Source organism: Helicobacter acinonychis (genome assembly GCF_900461455.1).
Classification (GTDB): domain Bacteria; phylum Campylobacterota; class Campylobacteria; order Campylobacterales; family Helicobacteraceae; genus Helicobacter; species Helicobacter acinonychis.
The window spans coordinates 1,166,708-1,193,115 of record NZ_UGIA01000001.1; the positions used below are offsets into that span (position 1 = coordinate 1,166,708).

Annotated in this window: 21 protein-coding genes, 3 pseudogenes and 1 riboswitch; of the genes and pseudogenes, 5 read left to right on the forward strand and 19 right to left on the reverse strand. The window is 37.6% G+C overall.

Annotated features, from left to right (window positions below):
• Positions 1 to 3 precede the first annotated feature (3 nt).
• The 4 genes from DYI00_RS05670 to DYI00_RS05685 are packed head-to-tail and all read left to right on the forward strand — an operon-like array spanning position 4 to position 6,800.
• Positions 4 to 1,542 carry an NADH-quinone oxidoreductase subunit M gene (locus tag DYI00_RS05670; RefSeq protein WP_011577178.1) on the forward strand — a complete coding sequence of 513 codons (1,539 nt, stop codon included), beginning with the start codon at positions 4 to 6 and terminating at the stop codon, positions 1,540 to 1,542.
• Positions 1,529 to 3,007, forward strand: a complete 1,479-nt coding sequence (nuoN, locus tag DYI00_RS05675; RefSeq protein ID WP_011577177.1) for an NADH-quinone oxidoreductase subunit NuoN — start codon at positions 1,529 to 1,531, stop codon at positions 3,005 to 3,007. Before DYI00_RS05670 ends, nuoN begins: the two co-directional genes overlap by 14 nt.
• Positions 2,997 to 5,411, forward strand: coding sequence for a DUF7494 domain-containing protein (locus DYI00_RS05680; protein ID WP_041600164.1), 2,415 nt, complete (start codon positions 2,997 to 2,999; stop codon positions 5,409 to 5,411). The genes nuoN and DYI00_RS05680 overlap by 11 nt, the downstream gene beginning before the upstream one ends.
• The gene (locus DYI00_RS05685) at positions 5,412 to 6,800 is read left to right on the forward strand and encodes a phosphomannomutase/phosphoglucomutase (RefSeq protein ID WP_104709212.1); all 1,389 of its coding nucleotides are present in this window, start codon (positions 5,412 to 5,414) and stop codon (positions 6,798 to 6,800) included.
• Here DYI00_RS05685 and DYI00_RS05690 read toward each other — a convergent pair.
• The 18 genes and pseudogenes from DYI00_RS05690 to crdR all read right to left on the reverse strand — a co-directional run bounded on the left by DYI00_RS05690 (position 6,779) and on the right by crdR (position 24,678).
• On the reverse strand, positions 6,779 to 7,972 hold the full coding sequence (locus DYI00_RS05690) for a glycosyltransferase family 9 protein (RefSeq protein WP_104709211.1): 1,194 nt from the start codon (positions 7,970 to 7,972) through the stop codon (positions 6,779 to 6,781). The two genes, DYI00_RS05685 and DYI00_RS05690, sit on opposite strands and share 22 nt — an antisense overlap.
• Positions 7,973 to 8,020: 48 nt before the next feature.
• A complete protein-coding gene (locus DYI00_RS05695; protein WP_104687352.1) occupies positions 8,021 to 8,632 on the reverse strand; it encodes a thiamine diphosphokinase in 612 nt (203 codons plus the stop codon).
• The gene (gene pnuC, locus DYI00_RS05700; protein WP_011577172.1) at positions 8,620 to 9,282 is read right to left on the reverse strand and encodes a nicotinamide riboside transporter PnuC; all 663 of its coding nucleotides are present in this window, start codon (positions 9,280 to 9,282) and stop codon (positions 8,620 to 8,622) included. The genes DYI00_RS05695 and pnuC overlap by 13 nt, the downstream gene beginning before the upstream one ends.
• Positions 9,272 to 9,381: riboswitch (TPP riboswitch) on the reverse strand. (Overlaps the previous gene by 11 nt.)
• A gap of 86 nt (positions 9,382 to 9,467) precedes the next feature.
• Entirely contained in the window at positions 9,468 to 9,995 is a 528-nt protein-coding gene (locus tag DYI00_RS05705; RefSeq protein ID WP_104709210.1) for a hypothetical protein, read from the reverse strand.
• 6 nt (positions 9,996 to 10,001) lie between these two features.
• Positions 10,002 to 10,307, reverse strand: a complete 306-nt coding sequence (locus tag DYI00_RS05710; RefSeq protein WP_104709209.1) for a pantothenate kinase — start codon at positions 10,305 to 10,307, stop codon at positions 10,002 to 10,004.
• A gap of 287 nt (positions 10,308 to 10,594) precedes the next feature.
• Positions 10,595 to 11,515, reverse strand: a pseudogene (locus tag DYI00_RS08915) (type ISP restriction/modification enzyme); the annotation flags it as partial.
• Positions 11,488 to 14,082, reverse strand: a complete 2,595-nt coding sequence (locus DYI00_RS05715; protein WP_440589168.1) for an N-6 DNA methylase — start codon at positions 14,080 to 14,082, stop codon at positions 11,488 to 11,490. The pseudogene DYI00_RS08915 and the gene DYI00_RS05715, both read right to left, overlap by 28 nt.
• A gap of 25 nt (positions 14,083 to 14,107) precedes the next feature.
• The gene (gene nadC / locus DYI00_RS05720) at positions 14,108 to 14,929 is read right to left on the reverse strand and encodes a carboxylating nicotinate-nucleotide diphosphorylase (RefSeq protein ID WP_011577167.1); all 822 of its coding nucleotides are present in this window, start codon (positions 14,927 to 14,929) and stop codon (positions 14,108 to 14,110) included.
• Entirely contained in the window at positions 14,929 to 15,939 is a 1,011-nt protein-coding gene (nadA, locus tag DYI00_RS05725; RefSeq protein WP_104709208.1) for a quinolinate synthase NadA, read from the reverse strand. Before nadA ends, nadC begins: the two co-directional genes overlap by 1 nt.
• Positions 15,929 to 16,732, reverse strand: a complete 804-nt coding sequence (locus DYI00_RS05730; protein WP_011577165.1) for a phosphatidylserine decarboxylase — start codon at positions 16,730 to 16,732, stop codon at positions 15,929 to 15,931. Before DYI00_RS05730 ends, nadA begins: the two co-directional genes overlap by 11 nt.
• Positions 16,726 to 17,232 (reverse strand): DUF6115 domain-containing protein, encoded by a 507-nt coding sequence (locus DYI00_RS05735; RefSeq protein ID WP_011577164.1) that lies wholly within the window; start codon positions 17,230 to 17,232, stop codon positions 16,726 to 16,728. Before DYI00_RS05735 ends, DYI00_RS05730 begins: the two co-directional genes overlap by 7 nt.
• A gap of 12 nt (positions 17,233 to 17,244) precedes the next feature.
• Complete coding sequence (locus DYI00_RS05740; protein ID WP_050711590.1) at positions 17,245 to 17,739, reverse strand: hypothetical protein; 495 nt, start codon at positions 17,737 to 17,739, stop codon at positions 17,245 to 17,247.
• A complete protein-coding gene (mqnP, locus tag DYI00_RS05745; protein ID WP_231899505.1) occupies positions 17,732 to 18,565 on the reverse strand; it encodes a menaquinone biosynthesis prenyltransferase MqnP in 834 nt (277 codons plus the stop codon). The genes DYI00_RS05740 and mqnP overlap by 8 nt, the downstream gene beginning before the upstream one ends.
• A 121-nt stretch (positions 18,566 to 18,686) precedes the next feature.
• Complete coding sequence (locus DYI00_RS05750; protein ID WP_011577161.1) at positions 18,687 to 20,003, reverse strand: ComEC/Rec2 family competence protein; 1,317 nt, start codon at positions 20,001 to 20,003, stop codon at positions 18,687 to 18,689.
• On the reverse strand, positions 20,000 to 21,460 hold the full coding sequence (locus DYI00_RS05755; protein ID WP_011577160.1) for a replicative DNA helicase: 1,461 nt from the start codon (positions 21,458 to 21,460) through the stop codon (positions 20,000 to 20,002). The genes DYI00_RS05750 and DYI00_RS05755 overlap by 4 nt, the downstream gene beginning before the upstream one ends.
• An 11-nt stretch (positions 21,461 to 21,471) precedes the next feature.
• Positions 21,472 to 22,866, reverse strand: a complete 1,395-nt coding sequence (locus DYI00_RS05760) for a bifunctional ADP-dependent NAD(P)H-hydrate dehydratase/NAD(P)H-hydrate epimerase (RefSeq protein ID WP_011577159.1) — start codon at positions 22,864 to 22,866, stop codon at positions 21,472 to 21,474.
• A 2-nt stretch (positions 22,867 to 22,868) separates the two neighbouring features.
• Positions 22,869 to 24,056 carry a copper-sensing histidine kinase CrdS gene (gene crdS / locus DYI00_RS05765; protein WP_104687346.1) on the reverse strand — a complete coding sequence of 396 codons (1,188 nt, stop codon included), beginning with the start codon at positions 24,054 to 24,056 and terminating at the stop codon, positions 22,869 to 22,871.
• Entirely contained in the window at positions 24,037 to 24,678 is a 642-nt protein-coding gene (crdR, locus tag DYI00_RS05770; protein ID WP_011577157.1) for a copper response regulator transcription factor CrdR, read from the reverse strand. Before crdR ends, crdS begins: the two co-directional genes overlap by 20 nt.
• Positions 24,679 to 24,745: 67 nt before the next feature.
• On the opposite strand from crdR, the pseudogene DYI00_RS08515 reads away from it, so the two are divergent.
• A pseudogene (locus tag DYI00_RS08515) lies at positions 24,746 to 25,116 on the forward strand (DNA methylase); the annotation flags it as partial.
• A 2-nt stretch (positions 25,117 to 25,118) separates the two neighbouring features.
• On the opposite strand, the pseudogene DYI00_RS05780 reads toward DYI00_RS08515, so the two are convergent.
• Positions 25,119 to 26,393 (reverse strand): annotated as a pseudogene (locus DYI00_RS05780) (restriction endonuclease subunit R).
• Between the last annotated feature and the right edge of the window lie 15 nt (positions 26,394 to 26,408).

Here is a 26,408-nt window from a genome sequence, read left to right on the forward strand (position 1 = left end):
ACAATGCAGTATTTACATGCACATCTTTTAAGCGTGGTGATCTTTTTCCCTATGCTAAGTGCCGTATTGGCGTTCTTTATGAGCGCTCAAGCGAGCAGGGCGTATGCGATTGTCATCGCTTTGATTGAATTGTTATTGGTTTTATTGTTATGGCATGGGTTTGATACTCAAGTTACAGGCATGCAGTTTGAAGAAATAAAGGAATTAGTCTATCAAATAGGCGTGAATTACCATGTGGGTATTGATGGCATCACGCTCTTTTTGTTGCTCTTAAACGCTATTGTGGTGCTTTTATCCGTGATTTATGTCAAAGAGCATCGTAAGGACTTTGCCATTTGCTTTTTATTGTTAGAAGGGATTTTAATGGGCGTGTTTTCCTCTCTTAACATGATCTTTTTCTACGCTTTTTGGGAAATCTCGCTCTTGCCGGTTTTATACCTCATCGGTCGTTTTGGACGCAATAACAAAATCTATTCTGGCATGAAGTTTTTTCTCTACACCTTTTTAGCGTCGTTGTGCATGCTTTTAGGCATTTTATACATTGGGTATTACTACGCTAGCAATTACGGCATGATGAGTTTTGATATTTTAGATTGGTATCAATTAAACTTTTCTAGCGAAGTTAAAACTTGGCTCTTTTTGGCTTTCTTAATAGGGATTGCGGTTAAAATCCCGCTCTTTCCTTTACACACATGGTTGCCTTATGCGTATTCTAACGCCCCTACTTTAGGCTCTGTCATGCTTTCAGCCTTGCTTTCTAAAATGGGGACTTACACCTTATTACGCTTCTTGCTCCCGCTTTTTCCTGAGCTTTCAGAGATCTATTTAACCCCCATAGCTGTTTTAGCGCTATGCATGATCATCTATGGAGGTTTTTTAGCTTACACTCAAAAAGATTTAAAAACTCTCATCGCTTATAGCTCGTTTTCGCACATGGGCGTGGTGGTGCTTGGGATTTTTGCATTCAATGTTGAGGGGATTTCAGGAGCGGTGTTTATGATGTTTGCGCATGGCATTGTCGCTATGGGGTTATTTTTGCTCGCCGGTATTTTAGAAGATCGCGCTAGCAGTTTAGAAATCGCTCGCTTTGGATCTATCGCTAAAAACGCTCCTATTTTTGCAGCCTTTTTTATGATCGTTTTAATGGCGAACATGGGCATGCCTTTAAGCATTGGTTTCGTGGGAGAGTTTTTAAGCTTGTTAGGGTTTTTTGCCACTTACCCTCTTTTGGCCATCATTGCTGGAACAAGCATTATTTTATCAGCGATTTACATGCTCACTTCGTATAAAAATGTGTTTTTTGGCAATCTAAAAACTGGGAACAATCAAATCAGCGTGTTTGAAGACTTGAACGCTCGTGAGGTAGGGGTTTTAAGCGTGATTTTAGCGTTGATTTTAATTTTAGGGATTTACCCCAAAATACTTTTAAAACCGATTGAACAAGGCTCTAAACAGCTTTTAGAAGTGATAGAAACGCGCTCGCTCCCTTTTTTAGGCTCATTGGACACCAATATAAAAGAGGTCTCTTATGTTAATAGATAGTCTCCATATCTCTTTTGATAGCTTCAATTTTGAGAGCATTTTACCCATGCTTGTGTTGGTGTGTGGGGGGATTTTCACGCTCTTAATCAACGCTTTCACTTCAAGATTTTCACGCAACTTGAACATGTTTTTATGCATGCTCTTTTTGGTTTTGGATTTTTTAGTGGTTTTAGGGTTAGAGCAGCAAGAAAACGCTTTCTTCGGATTTTTGAGCCTAGACACCCTCTCGCTAGTTTCTCAAAGCATTGTCTTAATTTCAGCCTTTTTGCTCATTTTTTTAGCCCTTTCAAAAGAGCGTTTCAACGAATTTCAGACCGCTGAGTTTTATCCTTTATACTTGTTTATTATCGCCGGCTTTCAGTTCATGGTTTCAAGCAATCATTTACTCTTAATGCTGATTGGGTTGGAGACAGCGTCCTTGCCTATTTGTGTGTTAATGGCGTTGAGCGGTAAACGCTACGGATTAGAAGCAGGGATCAAGTATTTCACCATGGGGGCGATGGCGAGTGCGTTTTTTGCTATGGGGGCGATGGCTTTTTATTTGCTTACAGGGAGCTTGAATCTTGAAGTCATTACCCTATATTTGTACACAGAAGGCGTCACAAACCCCATGCTCTTTGCGATGGGCGTTATCTTTTTGATTGGAGCGATTGGCTTTAAGGTTTCTTTAGTGCCTTTTCATACTTGGATGCCTGATGTGTATGAGGGCAATAACCCGGTTTTTGCAAGCTATATTTCCATCGTGCCTAAAATCGCTGGTTTTGTGGTAGCGACTCGCCTTTTTGGGGCGTTTATAGACACTCGTATCGCTTGGGTAGAAGACATTTTTTACGCCCTCATTCTTATCACTATCACCATTCCTAATTTGATCGCTTTATGGCAAGAAGATGTCAAAAGGATGCTCGCTTATAGCTCCATTTCGCATTCTGGGTTTGCTTTAGCATGCGTGTTTATCCACACTGAAGAAAGTCAAAAAGCGATGTTTGTTTATTGGTTTATGTTTGCATTCACTTACATTGGGGCTTTTGGTCTTTTATGGCTTTTGAAAAGCCGTGAAAAAACATGGGATGAACGCTATGATCACCCCTATTCTAAATTTGACGGTCTTATCAAAACCCACCCTTTAGTGGCTATTTTAGGCGCTATTTTTGTTTTTGGGCTTGCAGGAATCCCGCCTTTTAGCGTGTTTTGGGGGAAATTTTTAGCCGTCGAAAGCGCTCTAGAGAGCAACCACATTCTTTTAGCGGCGGTGATGTTAGCTAATAGTGCGGTGGCTGTGTTTTATTATTTCCGCTGGCTTGTGGCGATGTTTTTTAATAAGCCCTTGCAAACCCAAAGCTACGCTGAAAGCGACATTTACACCCAAAACGCCACCATGCCCATTTATGCGGTCATCATCGCTATGGCGTTAGTGTGCTTGTTCTCTGTTTTTATGATGCGAGGGCTTTTAGAGTTTGTGGCTTAAGTCAAAAATCTTTCTTTTAATGGGCGTGAGCTTGTTTGCACATTCGCTTAATGCCTTAAGCTTGACACTCACGCAAGGCAAAGAAGAAGGGGAAGACTTTTCGGTTTTAACCTTACGACACAATAAGGCGTTTTCTTGCTCTTATGTGAATGAAAAACCACCAAGCAATATTGAAGCCTCTCTATCCATCACGCACGCTAAACGCCCCATAGAATGCGTGATAGACTCCATTCCTAAAGAGGGTTTTACCCCTTTAGAAAACGCTTTTTTCAATATCACCTATTCTATGCACCAACAGCAATTCATTTTACGCATTGCACCCAAAGTGATGCGAAGAATCACCCTTTTTTCCTTTGATAGAGATTATAAAAAAGCGATCCCCCTTTTTGTGGAAAACGATCCTAAAGCCAGAATGTGGCAAATCATAGGCTATGATCAAAATATCCCTTTTTTGAGTGAAAAGCCTTATGCTAATAGTCAAAAGGGCTTGAATTTCCCCATTGTCATTAAGGACGCCCAAACCCCTATCATTCAAGAATTAGATGTCAATAACAAACCCCTACTCACCACAAAAGGCTACGATTTAAACGCTTATTTAGAAGCTAAAAAACAAATGGATTCGCAAGCCTATTTTGAGGCTTTGCGCACCATCAGCCGTGCGTTTAAAAACTACCCTCAAACGATTTTTAAAAAGGATTTGTATTTATTAGAAATTATCGCACTGGGTAAATTAGGGATTAAAAAAACCTTACTCATAGATATTGGCACCCAGTGGATTAAAAATTATCCAGCCGATCCCAATATCCCTGAAGTGCTGTATTATGTCGCCAAAGCCTTAGATGAAAACAACAATTACAAACAAGCCATGCGTTTTTACAAACGCATCCTTTTAGAATACAAAAATTCCCGCTACGCTCCTTTAGCCCAAATGCATTTGGCCGTTGAAGCGGCTAACGCTTCTAATTTGAGTAACGCTAACATGCTTTTTAAGGAAGCTTTTTCTAACGCCAAAGACAAAGAGAGTGCGAGTGAAATCGCTCTTAATTGGGCTGAAGTGGAGATGAACTACAAAAATTTTGATAACGCCAAGTATCTCATCAATAAAGTGGTCCAATCCAACCCTGATTATCTTTCTCAACACAGTGCATTAGCCCTAGACTTGCTCAAGTTATTGAAAAAAACCCAGATGAATGAAAACGCCATTCAAATCGCCCACTTGCTCCTCAATCAAGATGATGATTTGAAGGCTAAAGAGCAAGCGCTCTATGATTTAGGGGCGCTGTATGCAAGGATCAAGGATTTTAAAAACGCCCATCTTTATAATGTGCAGTATTTGCAAGATCATGCAGAATTAGATAGAGCCTCTGTTGTTAGAGCGCGCGATGAAGAGGTCCTTTTTTCAATGGAGGGGAACACGCAAGAAAAAATCGCCCACTATGATAAAATCATTCAAAATTTCCCTAACACTAATGAAGCCCTGAAGGCTTTGGAATTGAAAGCCCAACTATTGTTTGACAATAAGCGTTATGCTGAAGTTTTAGGCATGCAAAAAAATTTGTCCAAAGATTCTCCTTTAATCCAAAAAACGCTCAATATCCTTGCTAAAACCCCATTAGAAAATAATCGTTGTGAAGAAGCCTTAAAATACTTATCTAAAATCACCGCCTTTGAATTCAACCCAAAAGAAGAAATCCAAGCCTTTGATTGCTTGTATTTCGCATCGCTCAATCAAAAAGCGCAAACCATCGCCTTAAACGCTTTAAATAGAGCTAAAACCCCTAGCGAGAAATTAATATGGCTTTATCGTTTGGGGCGTAATAACTACCGCTTAGGGGATTTTAAAAATTCCACTCTGGCTTCTAAAGACGCCTTGATTCTCGCTCAAAGCTTGGATAAAAAAGAATTTTATGATATTGCTTTTGTTTTATTTTCAGATTACATGCAAAATAATGAAAAGGAATTGGCTCTCAATTTGTATGCGTTTTTAGAAAAGCATTTCAAAGGCGATAAACGCATGGCGTTAGTTTATTTTAAATTATTAGAGAATGAAAAAGACCCTACAAGCGTCAAAATTTATGCCACAAGCTTGCTCAAACTCCAAGATACTTACAAGGATTATTCTTACACGCCTTTTGGTGAATTCGCTCTCATTGACGCTTACAGAACCACCAAAGACTACTTGCAAGCTTTAGAAGTGCTAGAGAGACTTTTAAACCGCAGGCTTTCTTTAGAAGATCACCAAAAAGCCTTGTATTTACAATCAAGCCTACTAGATTTAACCAATCAAAAAGCAAAATCTAAAGAAAGTTTAGAAAAATGCGTTCAATTGAAACAAAATCCAACAAACGCATGGCAAAATTTATGCGAACAAGGTTTAAGTTTATTCAAAAACAAGGAGTTTTAAATGGACATTAGCATTTTTAGAGAATATGATATTAGAGGCATTTATCCGACCACTTTAGATGAAAAGAGCGCTTTTAGTATCGGCGTGGAGTTAGGAAAAATCATGCGGAAATACGATAAAAGCGTGTTTGTAGGGCATGACGCAAGGGTGCATGGGCGTTTTTTGTTTGAAGCTTTGAGCGTGGGGCTGCAATCAAGCGGCTTGAAAGTGTATGATTTAGGGCTAATCCCCACGCCGGTAGCGTATTTTGCAGCTTTTAATGCAATCAATGGTATCCAATGCCCTAACTCTATCATGATCACCGGCTCTCACAACCCCAAAGAATACAACGGCTTTAAAATCACGCTCAATCAAAACCCGTTTTATGGCAAGGAGATTCAAGCTTTAAAAGACACGCTTTTAAGCACTAAACACAAAATCCAACCTTTAAAAGAAATCCCAGAAAAAGTCAATGCTCTAGAAGCGTATCACCGCTATTTGATCAAGGATTTTAAGCATTTAAAGAATCTTAAATACAAGATTGCTTTAGATTTTGGTAATGGCGTGGGGGCGTTAGGACTAGAGCCTATTTTAAAGGCTTTAAACATTGAATTTAGCAGCCTTTATAGCGATCCTGATGGCAATTTTCCTAACCACCACCCAGACCCTAGCGAAGCGAAAAACTTACAGGATTTGCAAGTGCACATGCAAAAAAACGCTATGGCTGTAGGCTTTGCTTTTGATGGCGATGCGGACAGGATTGCGATGCTAAGCTCTCATCACACTTATGCGGGCGATGAATTAGCGATTTTATTCGCTAAACGCTTGCATGCTCAAGGCATTACTCCCTTTGTGATAGGCGAAGTCAAATGCTCTCAAATGATGTATAACACGATTAACACTTTTGGTAAGACGCTCATGTATAAAACCGGGCATAGCAATTTAAAAATCAAACTTAAAGAAACCAATGCACATTTTGCGGCTGAAATGAGCGGGCATATCTTTTTCAAAGAGCGTTATTTTGGCTATGATGACGCTCTTTATGCATGTTTAAGGGCTTTAGAATTATTGCTTGAACAAAGTCCAAGCGATTTGGAAAACACCATTAAAAACCTCCCCTATTCCTACACCACGCCTGAAGAAAAAATCGCCGTGAGCGAAGAAGAAAAATTTGAAATCATTCATAACTTGCAAGAAGCACTTAAAAACCCGCCAAGTCATTTCCCTAAAATCAAAGGGATAATTAACATTGATGGCGTGAGAGTGGTTTTTAAACATGGTTTTGGGCTTATTCGTGCAAGCAACACCACCCCCTTTTTAGTCACTCGCTTTGAAGGCAAGGATGAAAAAACGGCGTTAGAATATAAAAGGGCGTTGCTTGGGTTGCTTCAAATTTCTTCTATGAAGTAATCCTCATCAATATCATCAGGAATATTCTCCTTTAATAAGTGTGGGGCATGTTCTTTGATGCTTGTTATAACAGCACTGGGTTTTATTGTATTGACATCTCGTTGTTCCCAAAATTTTTCTTCTTTTCTAAGAATTGCAAATTCAGTAGGATAGATTACATGCTGATTGGCATAAAGCGTTTTAGGATAAGGATGGAAGAATACCCAAGAGCTACCACCACTCACAATAAAAGCATAACGCACAATCCGATTGAAATACCTATAACACCTAAAAAAATCGCTCGCACCCAAATTCAACACGCCATAGCGACGACTCAAACCATTGAGCAAGCCTTGCGAACTTTCTTTGAGAACAGAAGGTGGAGGCAGTTCCATGCCAAAAGGTACAGGAGCTAGATCCACTCCTTTAAAAGTTTTAAAAAAAGTAGAAAATAAATCCTGATGGTATTCAAATAAGAACTTCCTGACAACTTTAGGAATACAGAAACAATGGGTATAAAAATGCAATCGTTCTGAATCGGCAAAATATTCCAAATAATGATTTCTATCCACAAAAGGTTCGTATCTTACAGCAAGCTTGACAGAAGCGTTTAGATGCTTCATCACTATATCATCCCTTAAGATGTCGCCAAAAGGCAAAATGGGACTAATAGCAATTTCATAATGCGTTTTTTTAAGCATCAATAATTCATTATAACGCTTGATAATAAATTTGAACAAATAGCACACAAGTCTAATAGTATGAAAAGACCGCCTATTTTCTGTGTATCTCCTAAACTGATGCCAAACTGAATGATCTAAGAAAATGAATTCATCAATATAAGGACTATCTGCAACCACGCTCAAATCTTTTACAACTGAATTGCCAATAAAAACAATCTTATAATCTTTATAATGTTCTTTTAGGGGAGCAAAGAAATTGCGTGTTAAAAGATAATCGCCAACCACATCCAATCTCACAACACACAACGCTTTTTCTGTAGGATTTTGACTTTTAATAGGGGCAATAGAAAGCAACTTATCTATTAGGAATTGTGAAAGTCTAAAGAGTTTCCAAGACCAATCAAAAACCTTTCCATTGCAATAGTTATTCAATATTACAATAGGTAACAGTGACACTGCAATAAGAATTAGCAACAGTGCAATAGGCGATAACAACATTAAAACATTCATGAGATCCCTAAAACTAGAATTTTTTCGTATAGTGTAGCATAATATTCTTTAAAACTTTTGATACACTAGCACCACAGACTTAGGAATAGAGCTAAGGCTAAAAAAACGATCCGTGGCTTCATTGAGCGTGCCAGAAAAGAGCGTTTTTAAACGCAAGTTGTTTAAGGGGTATTTGAGATTTTTAGAAGTGAATTGGGCTTCAAAATCCAAGCTAAAAAGCGAGATTTGCTCCCCTTTAAAACTAGGCAAAACAAAAGGGGTTTCTAGCACCCTAAAACAACCATAATCGCTTATGACTTGGAGTTTTTGGCAAAACTTAAAATACTCAAACAATAAAAAAGTGTTCGCTAAAGCGTGGTCTTCTCGTTTGCCATTCAGCCCTAAAAAAATAAAATCATCATAGCCTTTATCTAAAGCATAAAAAAAGGCTTTGGATAAATCGTTGCTGTTTTGCTCGCTCACGCATATGGGGTTATACAAGGCTTTCAAATGCGAATCAATGCTATCCAAGTCGCCTATAACAACGCTGGGTTTGAATTTGAGTGCATGCAAAGACGCAACAGCCCCATCGCATGCGATTAAAAAGGGAGAGTTTTTTAAAATGTCTGAGCATCTTTTAGATTTAGGAAACTCCCCATTGGCCAAAATCACTGCCTGCATGACTTGTTCCACCGGTTAAAATAATACATGCCAATAAAAAGGTATAAAATCGTTGTGAATAGTTGCACTAAACTCTCTGTGGAGATTTGAAAAATACAAAACCACACGATAATAGACACGATATTTCCTAGAGTTACCAGAATATAACTCTCTGTGTAGCGCAAAACCTGTAAAATAAAAGCAATAATAAATATTACAAAATTAAAACTCTCTGCCCATAAAAAATTCGTTTTGATCTCTTTAAAAAACAAAGCGCTCACATAAGTTAAAACCCCTACGCCTAAAATGAGTGTAAAACGCCACTTCTTGGAAAGCTTTTGAGCCTTGATAGTGCCGCTTTGTTGCTCTGTTTTTTTCCATGCAAATAGCCCATAAATCGTTACCGGCATATACAAAAAAAGGCATAAAATCACATCGGCGTTCAATTTCCATTGGTAAGCGACATAAGCGTAACTCAAATTATAAATAAAGCCAAACACAAAGCAAATAATTTGTCTCTCCCCAGCAAAAAACGCATACAAAACCCCACTAAGCCCCGCTAAAAGGTTCATAAACGAGCCTTTGACAAGAATGTTAGTGGCGATCAAAAACACGCAAGCAAGAGCGAGTGTGAGATAAAATCGTTTGGATAATGGAGCGGATATTAACATGCTATTTCCTTACGCAAGAATTACCTTGACAAGTTCTATGGGTTTAATCTCAGCCTTTTAAAACTTTGAGCGTTTTAAAAAGCACCCCTTAAATTCTCTTTATTCTAACACAAACCAATGAAAACCAACTCTTCAAATTTCTTTAATACTCTTATTCCCCTCCATTTGGTTACTTCAAGTTAAACTCACCACCCCAATTTAGCGCAAAGCCTAAGAAAATATAGAAACCCCAAAACGGCCAAAGCCTCTACAAGAAAGTTGCTAGGATGCCCACAATACGCTGAAATTTCATGCATAGCGATACAAAAGGGCATCGTTAAAAGCACTATATAAAAGTCTCTCAATCTTGCTCCTAGCACAGCGTCATATAACGCACCAAAAAACCTAGCCTTAAAAATGGATTTGAGAAACCTAGGGTATCTTACTTGCAATTCATAACAACCCCTGCCTTGCGGATTAAACAAGAGATTAGACAATAAAGCCACTATTAGAGTCGTTAGCCACACATAATAGCTGTCTTTAGGGTTAAAGATCGGAGCGCTAGCTGATCCACTTGGGTCATAAAGAACCCTATTGGATATGTAAACACATATCCCCCAGATTAAAGCATTTGCTCTTAAATATTCTGATCCACTCAAACGCTCTTTTGAGCCATTCAAGTTCTCTCTTGCAGTATCCATGTTATTTCCTTTCGCCTCATCACCTTGGCTCATTTAAGATTACCTAGCATGCCCAAAACTATAGCCGTAATCATAAAAATCACGGATAGGTTCTCGTGGGGCTTGCGGCTCTCTATCAACGCCACGGATAAAATCTTCTACCCTATCGCCTATTTTAGACCCAATATATCCTCCTATTGCACTACCAGCAAGTCCACCTATTTTACCACCAACAAAACCTCCAACAGCTCCCCCTACAAAATTGCCGAATTCACCCCTTGCCTCTATTTTAGGACTAGCTATGGCTGCATTAACCATTGCACCGCATAAAACCACTACACAACCAAATGTTTTTAATTGACTCATAACAAAATCCTTTCATAAAATTGAGATTCAAGGCATGTTGGACACACCTTATGAGAATATTTTATACCACAATCCTATTAAAAGCATTGTTACACAATAGTGCAAAGATCATAAAATCCCAATAAGTGTTTTGTTTCTACGCAAAGGATCGTTTAAGCAAATTCAATAGGATAAAAAACGCTCTCTTTTTACTCTACTTAAAAGAGTGTGAGTTTAGACACAATAATAAAGAAAACTTGTATCAAATCTTACTTAATATAGATACAAGAAATCAGATTGGATGGTTTTTACTTATTTAAACAATACAACAAAAACGCATAACTCCCCGATCCATTCAAGTGCAAATCACAAAGCATGTTCGTTACAAAAAGATTAGAAATAGGGCTTACTTTAGAGCCTCTATCGCAAACTAGCGCGAGATTAGATAAAGCAAAATAAAGGGAAGGCTGAGCCCCCGCCTCTGCGGTAGATGTTGTTATCGCTTGCGTTTCTATTGATGAATGCGGCATCAAAGTCAAGACTCCCAATGGCTTTGGCTTGGCGCGATAAGATAAGGGCGATATTGGTATTAAATGGGGGGGGGGGGGTGGATTTTGCAAGATTTCTTGCGTTAATGCTTTATTATCATTCCCTTCTAAATGGGGTAAATCGCTCGTTAAAATACCCAGCGTTCTTTGGATTTCAATCGTGCGTGCGATGACTTTAATGATATTTTTTACATGATCAAAGCTGCAAGGTTCGTTTTTATGGCTTTTTAAATATTTGTCTAAAACGCAATACCCCCCTATCATATAATCATAAATTTCTTTACTCACCCCCTTAAAATAAGCGCTGCTATTGATATAGAGGCGTTGTTCTGATTTGTTATAAGAGGGTTTTTTAATGATGGGGTTACGCTCGTGCGTTTCTTTATCGCAATAGTAGGATTCGCCTATAGTGGTGTCGTTTAATTTTTCAAAGCTGTAGTTTAGGCTTTCTGTGTTTAAAACATGCAAGCCGATCAATTCAATCCCTAAAAAACTTAAAGCTCTAAACAAATCTTTATTGTTTGTGAAAAGGATTTTAGGGTAATCGGCTTTGAGAAAATCTTCATAACGCTTGCGGTAGTTTGGGGAATACAATAACGCATAAATATAGCCTAAAATCTCTAGTGGCTCAAAATAATGGTTATAGCGCTTGTCTATAAAGTTTCTAAACTCTGGCGTAAAATTTTCGGTGTAGTTGGGGTCTTGGAATTGATAAAGGGGGTAATTAACCCCACTTCCATTGCCCCAGAGCTTAAACCTTGATCGTTAATGTGAGAGCTTATCAAACATTGCGTCCAATTTTTATCGTTGTTTTTTAGTTGTCGTGGGGTGTTTAGCGCGATATTTTTGCGTGTTTGATTGGGTGTTTTAGGATCTGTTGGGGGGGGTAACATGTGTTTAAATGTATTTTCCCTCGCTCTTCCTAATTTTTTGGTGTCGTAATAAACTTTACGAATATCAAAAGGACGATAGTGAATGTCCTTAACGCATTGTTCGTTAAACTCGTTACAATATTTTAAGACTTGCTCTTTTAAACTTTTGGTGCTGTTGGCAATAAAAATTTTATCTTTTCCTGTAACAATCCCCACACTTGAGATTTGAAACATCTCCTGAACACTAAACCCTTGTTCATACTCATCTAAAAAGTGCATTTTTTGGGGTATGAGTAAGCAAAAAGGCTCTCTTGGGGTAAGCTCAAGCCAATTAATACTATCCAAATCATGTTGGGCTAAAAAGGCGTATTTTTCAGCCCTTTCGCCATACACATCATAATAATAGATTTTTTGCTTGGTGGCTTGTGGGTTTTTGACAAAAAGGTTAATGGACACCCCTTGCATGATATTGAAAACATTTTCATCTTTTGCGCCTTGTGGGGTTAGCTCCTTTTTCCTCGCATCTCCATGCAAATTGAGAATATAAAGCTCATCATAACATTCTAAAAGAGAGCGCCTTAACCCCCTAAAAGTAGGGTTATTTAAAAAGCTGTTGTTAGAGATAAAGCCAAAGAGACCATACCCCAATGATTCGATCTTGTTTTGGGCGAAACGCATGAATTTCACATAATCATCTAAAAGCCCTTTAGGGTTTTTCTCATTTTTTAGTTTGTATTTGGAATGAAATTTTTTAAGGGTTTTGAGAGCGTTTTTGCTGCCGCTTTGTTTTTGGGTTTGAATGCTGTTTAAAAGCGTTTGGATTTTGTCGGTGAGTTTAACATTTTTTTCAATTTCTATGGTTTGAAATTCAGGCTCTATGCCGTAAGTGGCTTTCACTTCCCATTCAAACAAGCCCTTATTGCTGCTCGCTCCGCTATAAGGGGGATTGCCGGTGATGATAAGGATCTTTTCATCTTTCTTAATCTCTTGAGCGTTTAAAAGCTCTTCTTCAAAAATTGGGTTTAGCCCACGATAAGCGGCGATCTCACTAGGCTGTATGAGAGTGTTAGTTAAAACGATTTTGAGTGCATCGTTTTCTTTGAGAGGCTTTTTAAATTCCTCCTTAAAGGCTTGATAGAGATTCAAATGAGCGATCGCATAAGGAGCGATCAAGTATTCAAACCCATAAAATTGCTTCAAGAGGTTTTGGTATTTGTCCTCTTTAGTGGAGATGCCTCCATCGCTTGTTTTTCTCATTTCTAGTGCTTTCCTGAACGCTTCCAATAAAAAAGTGCCGGTGCCGGTAGCAAAATCTAAGAGCTTGATATTTTCGTTATCTAAAGCGCTTTTTAAGCCTAAGGGAGCGTCTTTAAAATGCGTTTTAAGCAAACTATCTAAAGCGTTAATGATGAATTTCACCACAGAATCCGGAGTGTAATACACGCCCTTTTTCTCTCGCAATTCAGGGTCATAAGCGCTTAAAAAGGTTTCATAAAAGTGCAAATAAGGGTCTTTATCCTCACTCAAATCTTTAACGATAGAGTCCATATCAACATGGTTGATCAAGATTAAAATTTCATCTAAAAGCCATTGGATTTCTTTGATTCCATCAAGTTTCTTTAAAAAATCCGCCATTTCTCTGATCACAGCGAAATTTTTAGGAATGGAGCTTCTCACATTATCCAAATTTATTTTTTCAAAAGGGTGGTTGAGTTTGGCTAGAAAAAGGCTGTAGGTGAGCGTTTGAGCGAACGCATCGCTAAAGTCTTCAAAACTCAATTCTTCATAAAGATATTCTTTAAAATTGTTAAAAATGCTAGAAACTTGTGCGTCTTCTTGGTATGCGATTAAAGCGCCTTTTAAATACTTGGTGGGTGTGCTTAAATGCGTTGCAAAATCTTTGGCGTTAGCGATAGGCACTGGTTCGTAGTTGAAAAAGCCTCTAAAAAATTCAATGAGATCGCGTTCAGTTTTTAGGGGTTTAGAGAGTTCATCAAGGCTGGCGATAGAGATTTCTTTTTTAATCCAAGGCTTGTTATTTTCATCTTTTCCCACCCACATGAAATTAAGGTAATCCGTGAGCATGAGATTTTGGTTTAGCTCTAAGTATTTGAGGACCTGATCGCTTTTTAAGAGTTCGTTAAGTTTGGTCCCTGCTCTTTTGTTTTCTACATAGCCAATGTTAAGCCCTTGAAAAGAAATGCGAAAATCAGGCTGACCCCCTTGTTTGTCTCTTTTAGGCTCATGCTCAATCTTAAATTCTTTATTGAAATTGTCTTTTAAGCCCTCAAGCAAGTTGTATAAAAAAAGGCGGTGCGTGTGTTCATTCTTTTCGGGCGTGATGTCTTTAATGCTTTCTAAATACTCTTTTAGCATACTAATAACCCCTTTTTCAAAGTTTTCAAGCCATTTTCATGTGCATGTCAATAAAAGTGGCTTGATGGATTAAAGCCCCTACGCTAATGGCATCTACGCCGCTTTTGGCGTAAGCGTTAACGCTCTCTAGTGAGATATTCCCGCTCGCTTCTAATAAGACAAAAGGATAATGCATATCCCTATAAGCGGCAATTTCTTTCGTCTCTTCAACGCTCATGTTATCGCACATCACAATATCCGCTCCCGCATTCATGGCGTTTTTAACCTCTTCAAAGCTCCCGCATTCAATTTCAATTTTAGCCGTGAAAGGCAAATTCTTTCTAGCGTGCGCTAAAAAGCTTGTTAAATCTTTCACATGCTTTAAATGCGTGTCTTTGAGCATTAAAGCGTCATCTAAACCCAAGCGATGGTTGCTCGCCCCCCCATTAAGCACCGAATATTTTTCAAAGATCCTTAAAAGGGGTCTGGTTTTTCGTGTGTCTAATAAACGCACTTTATGAGAGTTCAAAGCTTCTACAAAACGACTCGTTAAAGTGGCAATCCCACTGCTGTGTTGCAAAAGATTTAAAAGGGTGCGTTCAACCTTTAAAAGCATGCTAAAATCCCCCCTAATCTCCATTAAAGTGTCTTTAGGCTTGAAACGCTCTTTATCTTTAATGTTTTGAACGCATTCAATACCGGTCATTTTCAACAATTCTAAAGCGTATTTTTCGCCTGAAAGCACGCCCTCTTGTTTAGCCCTAATATAGGCTGTGGCTTTAAAATCCTTTTCTAGCACCCTTTCAAACAAATCCCCATGCCCCAAATCTTCTTTTAAAGCAAATTCTAAAAAGGCTCTAATCTCCATTATGACAACTCCATCATTTTAGTTAAAGCGAGTTTAGCCAAACGAGCCACCTCATCTTTTAATTCAATCGTATTGAAAGCCCTGTGGTTTTTATAGGCCTTTAAGACTTCAAACAAATCTTTTAAAGTCGTTTCATTCATGGTAGGACAGAGCGCTAGCGTGCTAGAAAGGATAAAAGTGTTTTGATCATTTCGCTTGGCTTTCAAGCGATTGACTAAATTGCTTTCAGTGCCTATGGCGACTTTTTGATTGGGGCTTAACTTTTCTACAAATTCTATGATTTGGCTCGTTGATCCGCTAAAATCCGCATTAGAAACCACGCTAGGCTCGCACTCTGGATGGACAGCGATTAAAATATCTGGGTATTTTTGGCGATAAAATTCAATGTCTTCTAGTTTGAAGAGCTGATGTACGGAGCAAAAGCCGTTATAACAAATGACATCAGCGTTTTGGATTTCTTCTTGACTACTCACGCCTAAAATGGCACTTTTTAAGCCATTTTCTAGGGCTAGATTTTCCCCCAAACACCGATCGGGTAAAAAAAAGATTTTTTTATTTTGTTTTAGGGCGTGATCAAAGATCTTAGAAGCGTTCCTGCTGGTGCATACCACGCCGTTATCTTTGGCGACTTTGGCTTTCACTTCGGCGTTAGAATTAATATAAGTGATAGGGTAAAATTCTTTAATGCCGTATTCTTTTAAAAGGCTAACGCTCTTATCATAGTATTGGCTGTCTATCATTCTCGCCATGGAGCAGCATGAGAGTTTGGGCATGATCACTTGTTTATTATAGGCTAGGGCTTTCACGCTCTCACCCATAAAACGCACCCCACAAAACACGATGAGGTTTTTATCGCTTTGGCTTGCGATTTTAGCCAATTCCAAGCTATCGCCTGAATGATGAGCCAATTCCACAATCTCATCTTTTTGATAAAAATGAGCCACTAAAAGCACGTCTAAATCGTTTAATAATTCTACAATAGAGGCTTTTAAATCGCTGTCAGTTGGCATGAAATTCCCCTATACTTTCCCCAAACTTCACGCTTTTTTCCCTTAATTCTTTAAAAGCGATATTTTGAGTGAATAAAACAACAGTAGATCCCATTTCAAAATTCCCTAAATTATCCCCCTTTTTCACCTTAATAGGGGGGTTGTAAGAATAGGTTTGCGTAAAATGGGATTTAGCGTTAGTTTGGATATTTTGATCAAAATTAAAACGCATTTTACCCACATTCAACGCTCCCACCGCTACAAAATACAATTGATTGCCTTGAATATCTCTTGTAACAAGCGCCACCCTTTCATTGCCCACAAACAAATTTTTGTTTTTATTTAATGATGGCTTATTCACCGGTAATAATTTCCCCGCAAAACAACGAGCCTCTAAAATTTCTAAATCGCAAGGAGCGTGGTAGTGGTGGTAATCTTTGGGCGAAAGGTAGAAATTCACATAAAAAAAAGAAGGGTCTAGGGGGTTAATTTCGCCCACTAATTCATGCGCTTTATAGGGCATGCCTTTAATTTGTAAGGCGGTATCATTGTCTAAAAAAGCGCATTCAGTTACCAAAGAATCGCATGGTGCAATGCATGTCTTAAGGGCTTTGTCAAAGGGCCGTTCTTTTTTTAAAGAGCGCGTGAAAAGGGCATTCAAACTTTTATAATTTTCCAAAGGCTCAAACTCGCTCAAATCAATTTTGAAGATTTTAACATAAAGGGCGTTGATGCATTTTTGGATAAAAAAAGGGAATTCATAACCAGCCAAAGAGCCAAAAGCCCTTGAAAGAGCGTTACTTAAAGCTACCATTTTAACCCTGCCATGTTCAATATAAATTCCACTTCGCCCTTACTCACTTTAAATTCTTTAGAAATAGAATCCACGCTATAACCTTCTTGATACATTTTCAAAACCTGTTTTTCATTGATTTTATCGCTAGCGGCATAATGCCCCATGTCTTTGAATTTGTTTTCTAAAATAATGATTTTTTCTTCTAAATAATCGCACTCTTTATCCATGGATTTTTGGATTTCTTGCAATTGGTTATAAAGGTGTGAAAGGGTCGTTCTTAATGAGCTATCGTCTTTAGCGCTTTTTTCTAAAGAAAGCCCCTCTAATCGCCCTTCTAATTCTTTCAAGCGTTTAGAATAAATGTAATTTTCTTGATAGGATTCATCTAAGGTTTTTTCTAAACGCCTTATTTTATGGTAAAACTCTTTTTCTTTAAAATACAAATACCCCACCAAGCACACCAACACCAATAAAATCGCCCCTAAAACGACCATAAACAAATCATCAGAAGATAACATTATTGCTCCCATTCATAATTTTAGCCCTTTTCTTTCGCTATGGACAATGAAAGAATCATAACGCTTAATGTCTAATGCGTGCATGCGCGTGATTTCTAAAACGCTCTTATCCCTAGCCACGCCAAAAAAGGCAAGGATTCTTCCCTCTAACACACAACGCCCGTAGTAAGTTTGAGGCGTTATAAAACTTTGTTTTTTCACACAAATTAATCCATGCCCTAAAGCCACAATGCGATTATCTTGCTCCAATTCAAGCAACTTTTCTTTTAAAAGCAAGCTCTCCAGTTTTTCTAGTTTAAGATACACCGCTTTGAGTAATTCCAAAGTGTCGTTTTCAACCTTCAAGCGTGAAAAATCAAAGCCAGAATTTAGCAATTCAAATTCTTCTAATATCACTAAAGAGCGTTTGCTTTTAGAAATAAATCTTTCATAAGAGAGCGATAGATCGCATTGGACTAAACGGGTTTCAAACCCTAAAGCTTGGGTTTTTAAAACCAACTCATGCATGTTTGAACCCCACATCAAGGACAATAAAAATAAAAAACACCACCCCCAAATAGCCATTGCTCACAAAAAAAGCTTTAGGAATGTTTTTATAGTCTCTAGCCACTAAGATTTGCTCATAGAGTAAAATCAAGGCTGAAACCCCTAAACCTAAATACGCAAAAAGCCCCCCATTATAACACTTTACAAAAAAAAGCCAGCATGCAAGCGCTACAAGGTGTGAAAGCCTTGAGAGATTCAAGCACCATTTTTCCCCTAATTGGCTAGGAATGGAAAACAAGCCCCTTTCTTTATCAAACTCCATATCTTGTAAAGAATAGAGCAAATCAAACCCCGCCACCCATAGCATCACCCCAAGAGCCAAAAAAACATTCCATAAAGGGATCGCTCCTAAAACCGCCACACTCCCAGCAATGGGGGCCAAACCTAAAGCCAAACCCACGATAAAATGCGCCAAAGAAGAAAAGCGCTTGAAATACGAATACCCCCCTAAAATGATTAAAAAAGGCAGGGAAAGCTTGAACGCTAAAAGGTTAATGAAATAGCTCACCCCAACAAATAAAAGGGCGTTTAAAGCGCTAAAAACCACCATGCCCTTAACGCTAATCCTACCATCTACGCTCGGACGATTTTTCGTCCTTGGGTTATCCTTATCAATGTCTCTATCCACTAAGCGGTTAAACCCCATAGCGAAATTTCTTGCCCCTAGTAAGGCTAAAAAACAAAGGATTAAGGTTTCTAACCCAAAAAAGAGCGTTTGATTTTTTTGATAGGAGCTTATTACCATAGCCATGAGTAAAAACATGCTAGAAAATATCGTATGCTCCAAAGCGACTAATTCGCTTAAGGCTTTGATTTTATGCGTGATTTTTTTAAGCAATTATTTGATCCCTAGTAAAATGACTTTTCTAAACCCTTAAAGTGCACTTAAATTTAACATGGTATTGCCCTTAACCCCCTACAATTAAACTAGGCATTATAGTATATTGATAGCAACAATACAAGAAAAAGCCCATGCTTAAAACATTCATGCTTAAATAAACTTTAAAAAATCGCACGCTCAAAATCGTTAAAAAGAAATGCACCCCCAAAAGCCATAAGGGCGAAAAAATAGAGATCGTGGGGATTTCTAAAGGCATGCTTAAAATTTGATCCAATAAAGACCCCAAACCTACAGCATGCAAAAACAAACTCAAAGGGAAAAACACGATAAAAATCAAACCTAAAGGAATGCTAAAAAGTTGGTAGGGCGAAAACATAGGGAAAAAGGCATGCACAACAATGAGCATGTTTGAAAACACCAACACGCTCAAGCTTATGGCTTGAAACGATCGCATCAAAAAAGAAGAGTTTTTAAAAAAAACTTTGGCATGTTTTAAAAATAAAAAGATATACCACACCCCACAAACAGAAAGCAAAAACCCCACGCTAAAAAGCAATTTAGGAAGCAGGGCAATAGCGATACAACACGCTAAAATCAAAAGTTTAAAATTTAAAATCCTTGCCCCAAAAAAGCATGCCAAAAACCCTAGTAAGCCCATTAAAAACGCCCTAAAAAAAGAGGGTAAAAAATCTAATAGCACTAAATACCCTAGCATAAAAACCCAAACCAAAACCCCTATATCATAAAAAGCGTTCCTATAAGGGAAATAGCGTTTTTGTAAGGGAGTATAAAAAAGAGAGAAAAGAAAATAAACGCTCGCGCTCAAAACCCCTAAATGAAACCCGCTAATGGCTAATAAGTGGTTGATCCCTAGCGTGTTGGCTTTGTCTCTTAAATCTTTATTCAAGCTATCCCCTATAAAAAGCGCTCGATACAAATTGCCCACTAAAGCGTTTTCATGGACGCTATCAATTAAGTTGCGTAAGTGGGATTTAAAATCTTGTTTTCGTGTTAAAGAAAAAGAATAGGTTTGAAAAAAGCATGATTTTAACGATTCTAAAAACGAGCAAGGCTTGATCTTGCCAAAAAAATGTGCATGGCGGTATTGGAGGTTTTTTAAAGGCTCTTTAATGGTGGTGTAAAAAATCATGCCTTTAGATTGGAGCTTTAAAACGAAATAGGATTTTTGATTGTTTGTCTTAGGGTATTGCAATAAGATTTGAGCGTCCAAGCTTGTAGGTTTTGAAAAATCAAGCTTTTGATAATTCAAGTATTCTGCATAGAGGTTAATGACAAACAAAAGGCTTAAAACAACCCCACACCATAAGTATTCTTTGGGGCTTGAAAGAATATCAAACGCCCCTTGAAAGGTTTTATCTTTCAAGTTATGGGTATTTCAAATTTAGTTTCTTGCCCTTCTTCTAAATGAGAATCTATAGGCATGTCTTCATAGCGCGTGAAAGGAGCGTTAAAGCGCGTATATACCGTTCCTGTAGCCCCATTCCTGTTTTTAGCTACAATGATTTCAGCCTCTTCAATGCTGCCATTTTGTTTGTGGATACGCCTTTCTTCATTGACCTTTAAACGCAACTCTTGTGCCTCTTCAATCTTGCCTTCTTTTTTAAGCTTGTCTATTTTGTTGTCTTCAGCCCTCATTTGATAGATATAGCCTCTATACAAAAATAAGACAATATCCGCATCTTGTTCAATCCCCCCACTGTCTTTAATATCCGAAAGAATGGGGCGCTTATCGTCTCTGTTTTCTAGGCTGCGGTTAAGCTGGACTAACGCTATAATAGGAATTTCCAATTCTCTGGCTAAAGTTTTAAGCTCCCTTGAAATTTCAGCGATTTGCTCATGGCGTTCTGTATTGGCTTTGCTCCCTGACATGAGTTGCAAATAGTCAATAAAAGCGATACCTAATTCCTTGTGTTGGGATTTAAGCTTTCGTAGCTGCAAGCGGACTTGATTTATTCTTAAATAACTTTTATCATAGAAGAAAAGTTTTTTCCTAGAAATATCATCAAAACATTTGGCTAAATTTTCCCACTGATCATCATCAAGCCTCCCGCTCTCTAAATCATGCATGTTAATGGAAGTGAGACCTGATAACGCCCTTAAAGCGAGTTGCTCCGCTGACATTTCCAAGCTAAAAACCGCTACCCCTTTATCGTCATTGAGTGCAGATAAGACCATGTTCATCATCAAACTAGTCTTACCCATAGACGGCCTTGCACCTATAATGACTAAACTCCCCTTATTAAAACCACTCGTGTAATTATCTAATTGGGCAAAGCCGGTCGGTATGCCGGTAACTTCTAAACTCCCTTTTTTTTGGTTTTCTGTAATAATATTCATCGTGCTTGCAAGCACTTCTTGAATGTCCCTAAAGCCCTCTATCGTGCTGCCATTTAAAAGCGTATAGACTTCTCGCTCTATGGCGTTTAAAATATCGCTAGATTTTTGCGAGTTTTCTAGGGATTGCTCTCTAAGGGTGTTGGCTAAAGCAAGAAGTTTTCGTTTAATGGAGGCGTTTTTAATCTCTTCCACATAGGCTTCAATATTGTCTATAGGGCTTGCAGCAAAAATAGCGACTAGATCTTCTTCATTGATTTGCTTGTCTTTAGGCATTTTTTGGCGGATAAAATTCTCATCAACAGGGTAATTTTCTTCATGGAGTTTAAAAGCGATTTCAAAAAACAATCTATGGGGCGGATAGTAAAAATCGCTAGGCTCTAAAACGCTATGGATCTCTTCAATCTTATGATTCGCAAACACAATGCCTGAAAGCACGATCCTTTCAATTTCTAGCAATCGTTGCAATTGTTCTGCACTATTCATTATCTATCCTTTTATAATAATTTAATCTTTTCTATCAAATCCAATGGCGTTAAAGCGTAATGATTCTTAAACTCTAAACTCGCTATAGCATGCGCTAAGCTTGCGTTAATGGCGGCGTCTAAAGGCGTGTATTTTTGAGCGAGCAAGCTTACAATAAGCCCTGCTAACACATCGCCACTGCCTGCTTTTGCCAAAGCCACGCTCCCTAAAGTGTTAATAAAAACCTGCCCTTGATGGGCGATTAGGGTATTAGCCCCCTTTAAAAGCAAAACCACTTTGGGGTATTTTTGAGAAAAATCCCTTGCGATTTCTAGCTTGTTGTCTAATAATTCTAGCATGCTTATGTTTATCCCCACTAATTTTAATAACGATAAAAACTCTTTAGGGTGAGGGGTCAAAACGACTTCTTTTTCTAAGGCTTGCAACATTTCTTTGTGATAAAAAACGCCCGCATCTAATACGCATGGGGCTATTTCAAGCCATACTTTAAAATCCTTTGGAATATTTTCTAAACCCATGCCAAGAGCGAACGCGCTTGTTTGGTTAGGAAAATTTTCACAAAAAACCAATTCTAAAGGCTTGTTATTAGAAGTTATCTCGCATTCTAAAGCTTGGATACTCACTATTCCAGCCCCAAAACTCAACGCGCTCAATGCACTCAATAACCCTGCTCCGCTATGCTTGCCTAAAAGTGCATGCACATGCCCATAATCGCCTTTATGGGCGTTTTTTTTCCCTCTTATGGGTAATTTGAGATCGCTTTTTTCTAATAAAAAAGTGTCTGTTGGGATCTCATAAACGCTATTAAAAACCCCTAAATCCCCCACTTTTAATTCCCCTATATAGTCTTTAGCCCTATCATTTAATAAGCATGATTTGACAGCGCCCATGCTGATAGTCATATCCGCTTTAAACGCTCTTTTGTCCACTCTGCCATTAGAATCTATTCCGCTAGGAATATCGCAAGCGATTTTAAAGCGTGCTTTTTGAGAAAGGCTTTCAAAATTTAAAAACGGCTCTAATTCGCCCTTAAAATTGCTCCCTATCACGCAATCCACTAACACATCGCATTCTAAATCTTTATGATATTCTTCCCATGTTTTTATGACTACCCCTACTTTTTTGGCCCTTTCTTTTTGCAATTGACACATGGGGCTTTTTGCCGGTTTCATTTCAAAAACTAGCACTTTAAAATGCCCCATTAAACGCCTAGAGAGTGCATAGCCATCGCCTCCATTATCCCCGCTCCCACAAAGGATAATGACTTTAGAATCTAAAGAAGCGTTTTTTAAAACCGCCCTTTCTAAAGCCATCGCAGCGTTTTCCATTAAAATATCTTCACTCAAAAGCAATTCTTCAAGCGCCCTTTTGTCTAGGGCATTCACTTTTTCATACACTGAAAGCATCTTTATCCTTGAAAATAAATACAAAACGAATTTTCATAAAACGACCCTTTTAAAGAAGGCTCGCTATGAATTTCTAAACGCATTTTATACTTTTCGCACACTTTTTTAACTAAATCTAACCCTATACCATAACCCAACACGCTAGAATTGAAACGTGCATAACGAACGCTTAATTCTGTGATCTTGTCTTTAGGGATTTCATACCCTAAATTTTTCACTTTCAAAAACTTAGGCGTTAGCTCTATGTGAATATACCCATGCACTACGCTGTATTTGATCGCATTCATGAGCAAATTGCTATAAAGCGAAAGGAAATCCTGCTCCCTAGCTTTCAATTTGACTTGCACTAAATCGCTTTTAAATTCCAACTTGTGGTAGTCTATCATCTCGCTAAAAAGCGTGTTTTCTTTAAGGATTAGGGATTTTAAATCTAAAAGTATAGGGGATTCGCGCCCAATATCTTGCATCACTAAATAAGAGAGCGAGCGGTATAAAAAGCTCATGCGCTGGATAGCGATTTTAATGCGGCGGTGTTTTTGATTGTCTTCTAAAGTTTTTAAGGATAAGACTAAAGCGCTCATGGGGGTGTTTAATTCATGCGTGGTGTTTTTTAAAAAATGATCAATGCGCGTGATTTCATTCCTAATGGGCTTTAAAAACAAACGCCCTAAAAACACAGAAACCCCTATCACACATAAAAACGCTACGAAAAACACTAAAACAATATTACGATACAAAGAAGAAAAATTAAGGGGTTTAGCGTTTTTAAAAAGCATTTTAGCCACGCCTAAATGAGCGAAAGTTTCATCAGTCATAAGATAATACTCCCTCTTAAAACTAAAAAAGCCTGCCTCTCTATGGTTTTTAATCAAATCCATGCTTTCAGGGATATTAGAATACAAAACACGCCTTTTATTATCAAAAAGCGCTATGGAAGCGTCTTTATAACGTGAAATAAGGGCGTTTAAAGCGTTGTGATAATCTGTATGCGTTTGCATGTGTAATTGGATCACTTCACTAGCGATTTTAGAAGCCATTTTGTCCATATCCATGCGTATCATTTTGATTTTTTCGTTTTTTTCATAATTAAACACTAAAACGCTAATCACTAGCATTAAAACAAACGAAGAGCCTAAATAAGTCCCTAAAAAGAGTTTAAGGGATTTTTTTTCATAGTGGGTTAAAGCAATAGCCCACCCCCTTGTGCGTTTCTATGCAATTTTTCCCTAAAAGCTTACGCAACACTTTAATATAAGTGCGTAAGGTGGAGTCATCAATAGCTTGATCCCATAAGTTATTTTCTAACACTTGAGAGCTAATGATTTGCCCCTTATGCTCTAAGAAATACTCTAAAAGTTGGGCGGTTTTGGGCGCTAAGATTTCCTTTTTCCCCTTGACATTCAAAGAGTGTTGGGAATAAAAAACATCAGGCATGATTTCTATCGGATCATCATTGAAAAACCTTTTAATGCGTGCTTCTAATTCGTCTAAATCAAAAGGCTTTTTCAAATAATCGCTTGCACCTAAATTAAAAGCGCATTTTAAGGTGGCGTTATCTTGTAAAGCGGTGATAAAAATCACAGGCGTAGAGATTAAAAAATCGTTTTTGATGCACTTAAACAATTCCAAGCTATTCATTTCAGGCACTTGCACATCTAAAAGCAAGAGATTAAAACGCTCAACAGAAAGCCTTTCATAAGCCTCTTTTCCGTTAAAAGCACAAACTACTTTATAGCCCAAATGCTCTAAAAACTCCTTAACGCTCTCGCTTAAAAGGTAATCATCTTCTAGTAAAAAAATCTTTTTTTGCATGGGGGTATTGTAGCGCTTAATGGTAGGCTTTGCTATAATACTCTTTCATGTTTTTAAGGGAGCTATAATGAAAACGAACGAAGCTAAATTTTATGAAGTTTTAGAAAACCTTTTTATAGGCGTTAAAATTGAAGACTAGCCACAAAGCCTTTTAGATGCTGACGCTAGAGCGATAAAAAATGGCATGCTCAAATCTCATGAAAGCTAAGAGCTAGTATTATAAGAATAAAAAAACAAGAATTAGAAAAATTCATTAATTTAAAATGCCGAGACAACAACGATTTTAAAGAATAATTGTCTGACAAACTCTATAGTTTTTTCAAGCGTTATTTTAGCACTAATGGGGGGATTTATTTCAATGACACGCCCTTATACGATAGCCTTTATGCTAAAAGCGATTATGAAAAATGCTCTCTTAAAAAAGACACCGCTTTATTTTGTCAGCCGTTTTTAGAATGCAATAGATCCTTATTGTATTCCAACATGGTATTTTGCAAATCAAGTTTATAGGATACATTTTCAATGTAAGTCAAATAAAGGCTTTCTTGTTCTTCTTTGAAGCCTTTAGATAAGATCACATCGCAATTTTTAAAATACAAACAAATATGTTTATTTTGTGTTTGAGATATTTTTGCATGGTTAAAAGCGTCAATATAGATTAAATTTTCCCATTTATCTAAAAGATCAAACTCTTCTATAGAAGAGCGAGCCAAACACAAAGGCACAATATGGTGCAACTCAAAGCCCTTTTCTTTTTTTACGCCATGTTTTTCAAAATAAAGGGCTTTTTCTTTAATGGAGCGTTTGAGCTTTTTATCGTTTTGTTTGTTTTCTTCACTGATCGTTTTCAAAATAAGCCTCTCTTTATTGGTTTCAAAAAATACGCTTTGTTCTAGCAAGCTAAAAATTTGTTGGGCTTGATTTTTCCAATTATGATAATCTCTTTTATTTAACTTGTTCCCACTAAAATGGTTAGGGTTGCAATAATTTTGCACTGACTCTTTTAATTTTTCTTTTTGGATGCGGCTTAAACTCCTGTATTCTCTAACATATTCTATAATTTCACTTCTAGTAAAATTTTCAATATTTAAAAATGTAACAAAAAACATCATTTCTTCAATATCTAAGTGATGATTGTCAAGCCCTATCATTACCTCTCTGCATTCTGCTCCAAAACCTTTTAAAAGATTTTCTAAAGCTTGCGTGTAACAAAAATTTTTTCTTAACAAATCTTGTGCGTTTAAAAATTCTATGGCTAAGGGAGTTAAACGAATATATTTGATATTGCTTTGAATATAGGGGTCTATAAGCTCTTTATTTTTATTGTAGCGTTCAATCAACCCCATTCTATGCATATCTACGAAAAGATTTTTCCTCAAACTATCTTGGGCTACTTGATTCTTTTTTCCTAAATTATCTTGAGATATTTCAGACTTGCAGATATTATCCACCACTTTTGCATAAATCTCTTCGCCTGTTATATTGCTGGGGCGTTTGCTCATGTCAGTGGTGCGAATTTGTAAAAAATCCTCTCCCACTTCATTAAAAATAGCTTGAATAATGATTTTAATTTTATTTTGATCGTAACGATTGTGTTGGGATAATTGCAATCCCCTATAATCAGGGCTTTTTATACGATTAACTAAAAATCTTAAACACTCCTTACTAGGGTCAAGCTAGGTGATTTCTTGCAAAATTTCTTCTATTTTTGGCATGTCAAATACCCTTTT

What these genes read in the sequence shown, in the direction of transcription:
- DYI00_RS05755 (WP_011577160.1), bottom strand. Translation starts at nt 21,460, where the DNA reads ATGAATAGTGCAGAACAATTGCAACGATTGCTAGAAATTGAAAGGATC.
- DYI00_RS05760 (WP_011577159.1), bottom strand. Translation starts at nt 22,866, where the DNA reads ATGCTTTCAGTGTATGAAAAAGTGAATGCCCTAGACAAAAGGGCGCTT.
- DYI00_RS05735 (WP_011577164.1), bottom strand. Translation starts at nt 17,232, where the DNA reads ATGTTATCTTCTGATGATTTGTTTATGGTCGTTTTAGGGGCGATTTTA.
- DYI00_RS05695 (WP_104687352.1), bottom strand. Translation starts at nt 8,632, where the DNA reads ATGCAGGCAGTGATTTTGGCCAATGGGGAGTTTCCTAAATCTAAAAGA.
- DYI00_RS05710 (WP_104709209.1), bottom strand. Translation starts at nt 10,307, where the DNA reads ATGAGTCAATTAAAAACATTTGGTTGTGTAGTGGTTTTATGCGGTGCA.
- nadC (WP_011577167.1), bottom strand. Translation starts at nt 14,929, where the DNA reads ATGGAGATTAGAGCCTTTTTAGAATTTGCTTTAAAAGAAGATTTGGGG.
- DYI00_RS05730 (WP_011577165.1), bottom strand. Translation starts at nt 16,732, where the DNA reads ATGGTAGCTTTAAGTAACGCTCTTTCAAGGGCTTTTGGCTCTTTGGCT.
- DYI00_RS05740 (WP_050711590.1), bottom strand. Translation starts at nt 17,739, where the DNA reads ATGCATGAGTTGGTTTTAAAAACCCAAGCTTTAGGGTTTGAAACCCGT.
- DYI00_RS05690 (WP_104709211.1), bottom strand. Translation starts at nt 7,972, where the DNA reads ATGAATGTTTTAATGTTGTTATCGCCTATTGCACTGTTGCTAATTCTT.
- DYI00_RS05685 (WP_104709212.1), top strand. Translation starts at nt 5,412, where the DNA reads ATGGACATTAGCATTTTTAGAGAATATGATATTAGAGGCATTTATCCG.
- DYI00_RS05715 (WP_440589168.1), bottom strand. Translation starts at nt 14,082, where the DNA reads ATGCTAAAAGAGTATTTAGAAAGCATTAAAGACATCACGCCCGAAAAG.
- DYI00_RS05670 (WP_011577178.1), top strand. Translation starts at nt 4, where the DNA reads ATGCAGTATTTACATGCACATCTTTTAAGCGTGGTGATCTTTTTCCCT.
- DYI00_RS05705 (WP_104709210.1), bottom strand. Translation starts at nt 9,995, where the DNA reads ATGAGCCAAGGTGATGAGGCGAAAGGAAATAACATGGATACTGCAAGA.
- pnuC (WP_011577172.1), bottom strand. Translation starts at nt 9,282, where the DNA reads ATGTTAATATCCGCTCCATTATCCAAACGATTTTATCTCACACTCGCT.
- nadA (WP_104709208.1), bottom strand. Translation starts at nt 15,939, where the DNA reads ATGCCAACTGACAGCGATTTAAAAGCCTCTATTGTAGAATTATTAAAC.
- crdR (WP_011577157.1), bottom strand. Translation starts at nt 24,678, where the DNA reads ATGCAAAAAAAGATTTTTTTACTAGAAGATGATTACCTTTTAAGCGAG.
- nuoN (WP_011577177.1), top strand. Translation starts at nt 1,529, where the DNA reads ATGTTAATAGATAGTCTCCATATCTCTTTTGATAGCTTCAATTTTGAG.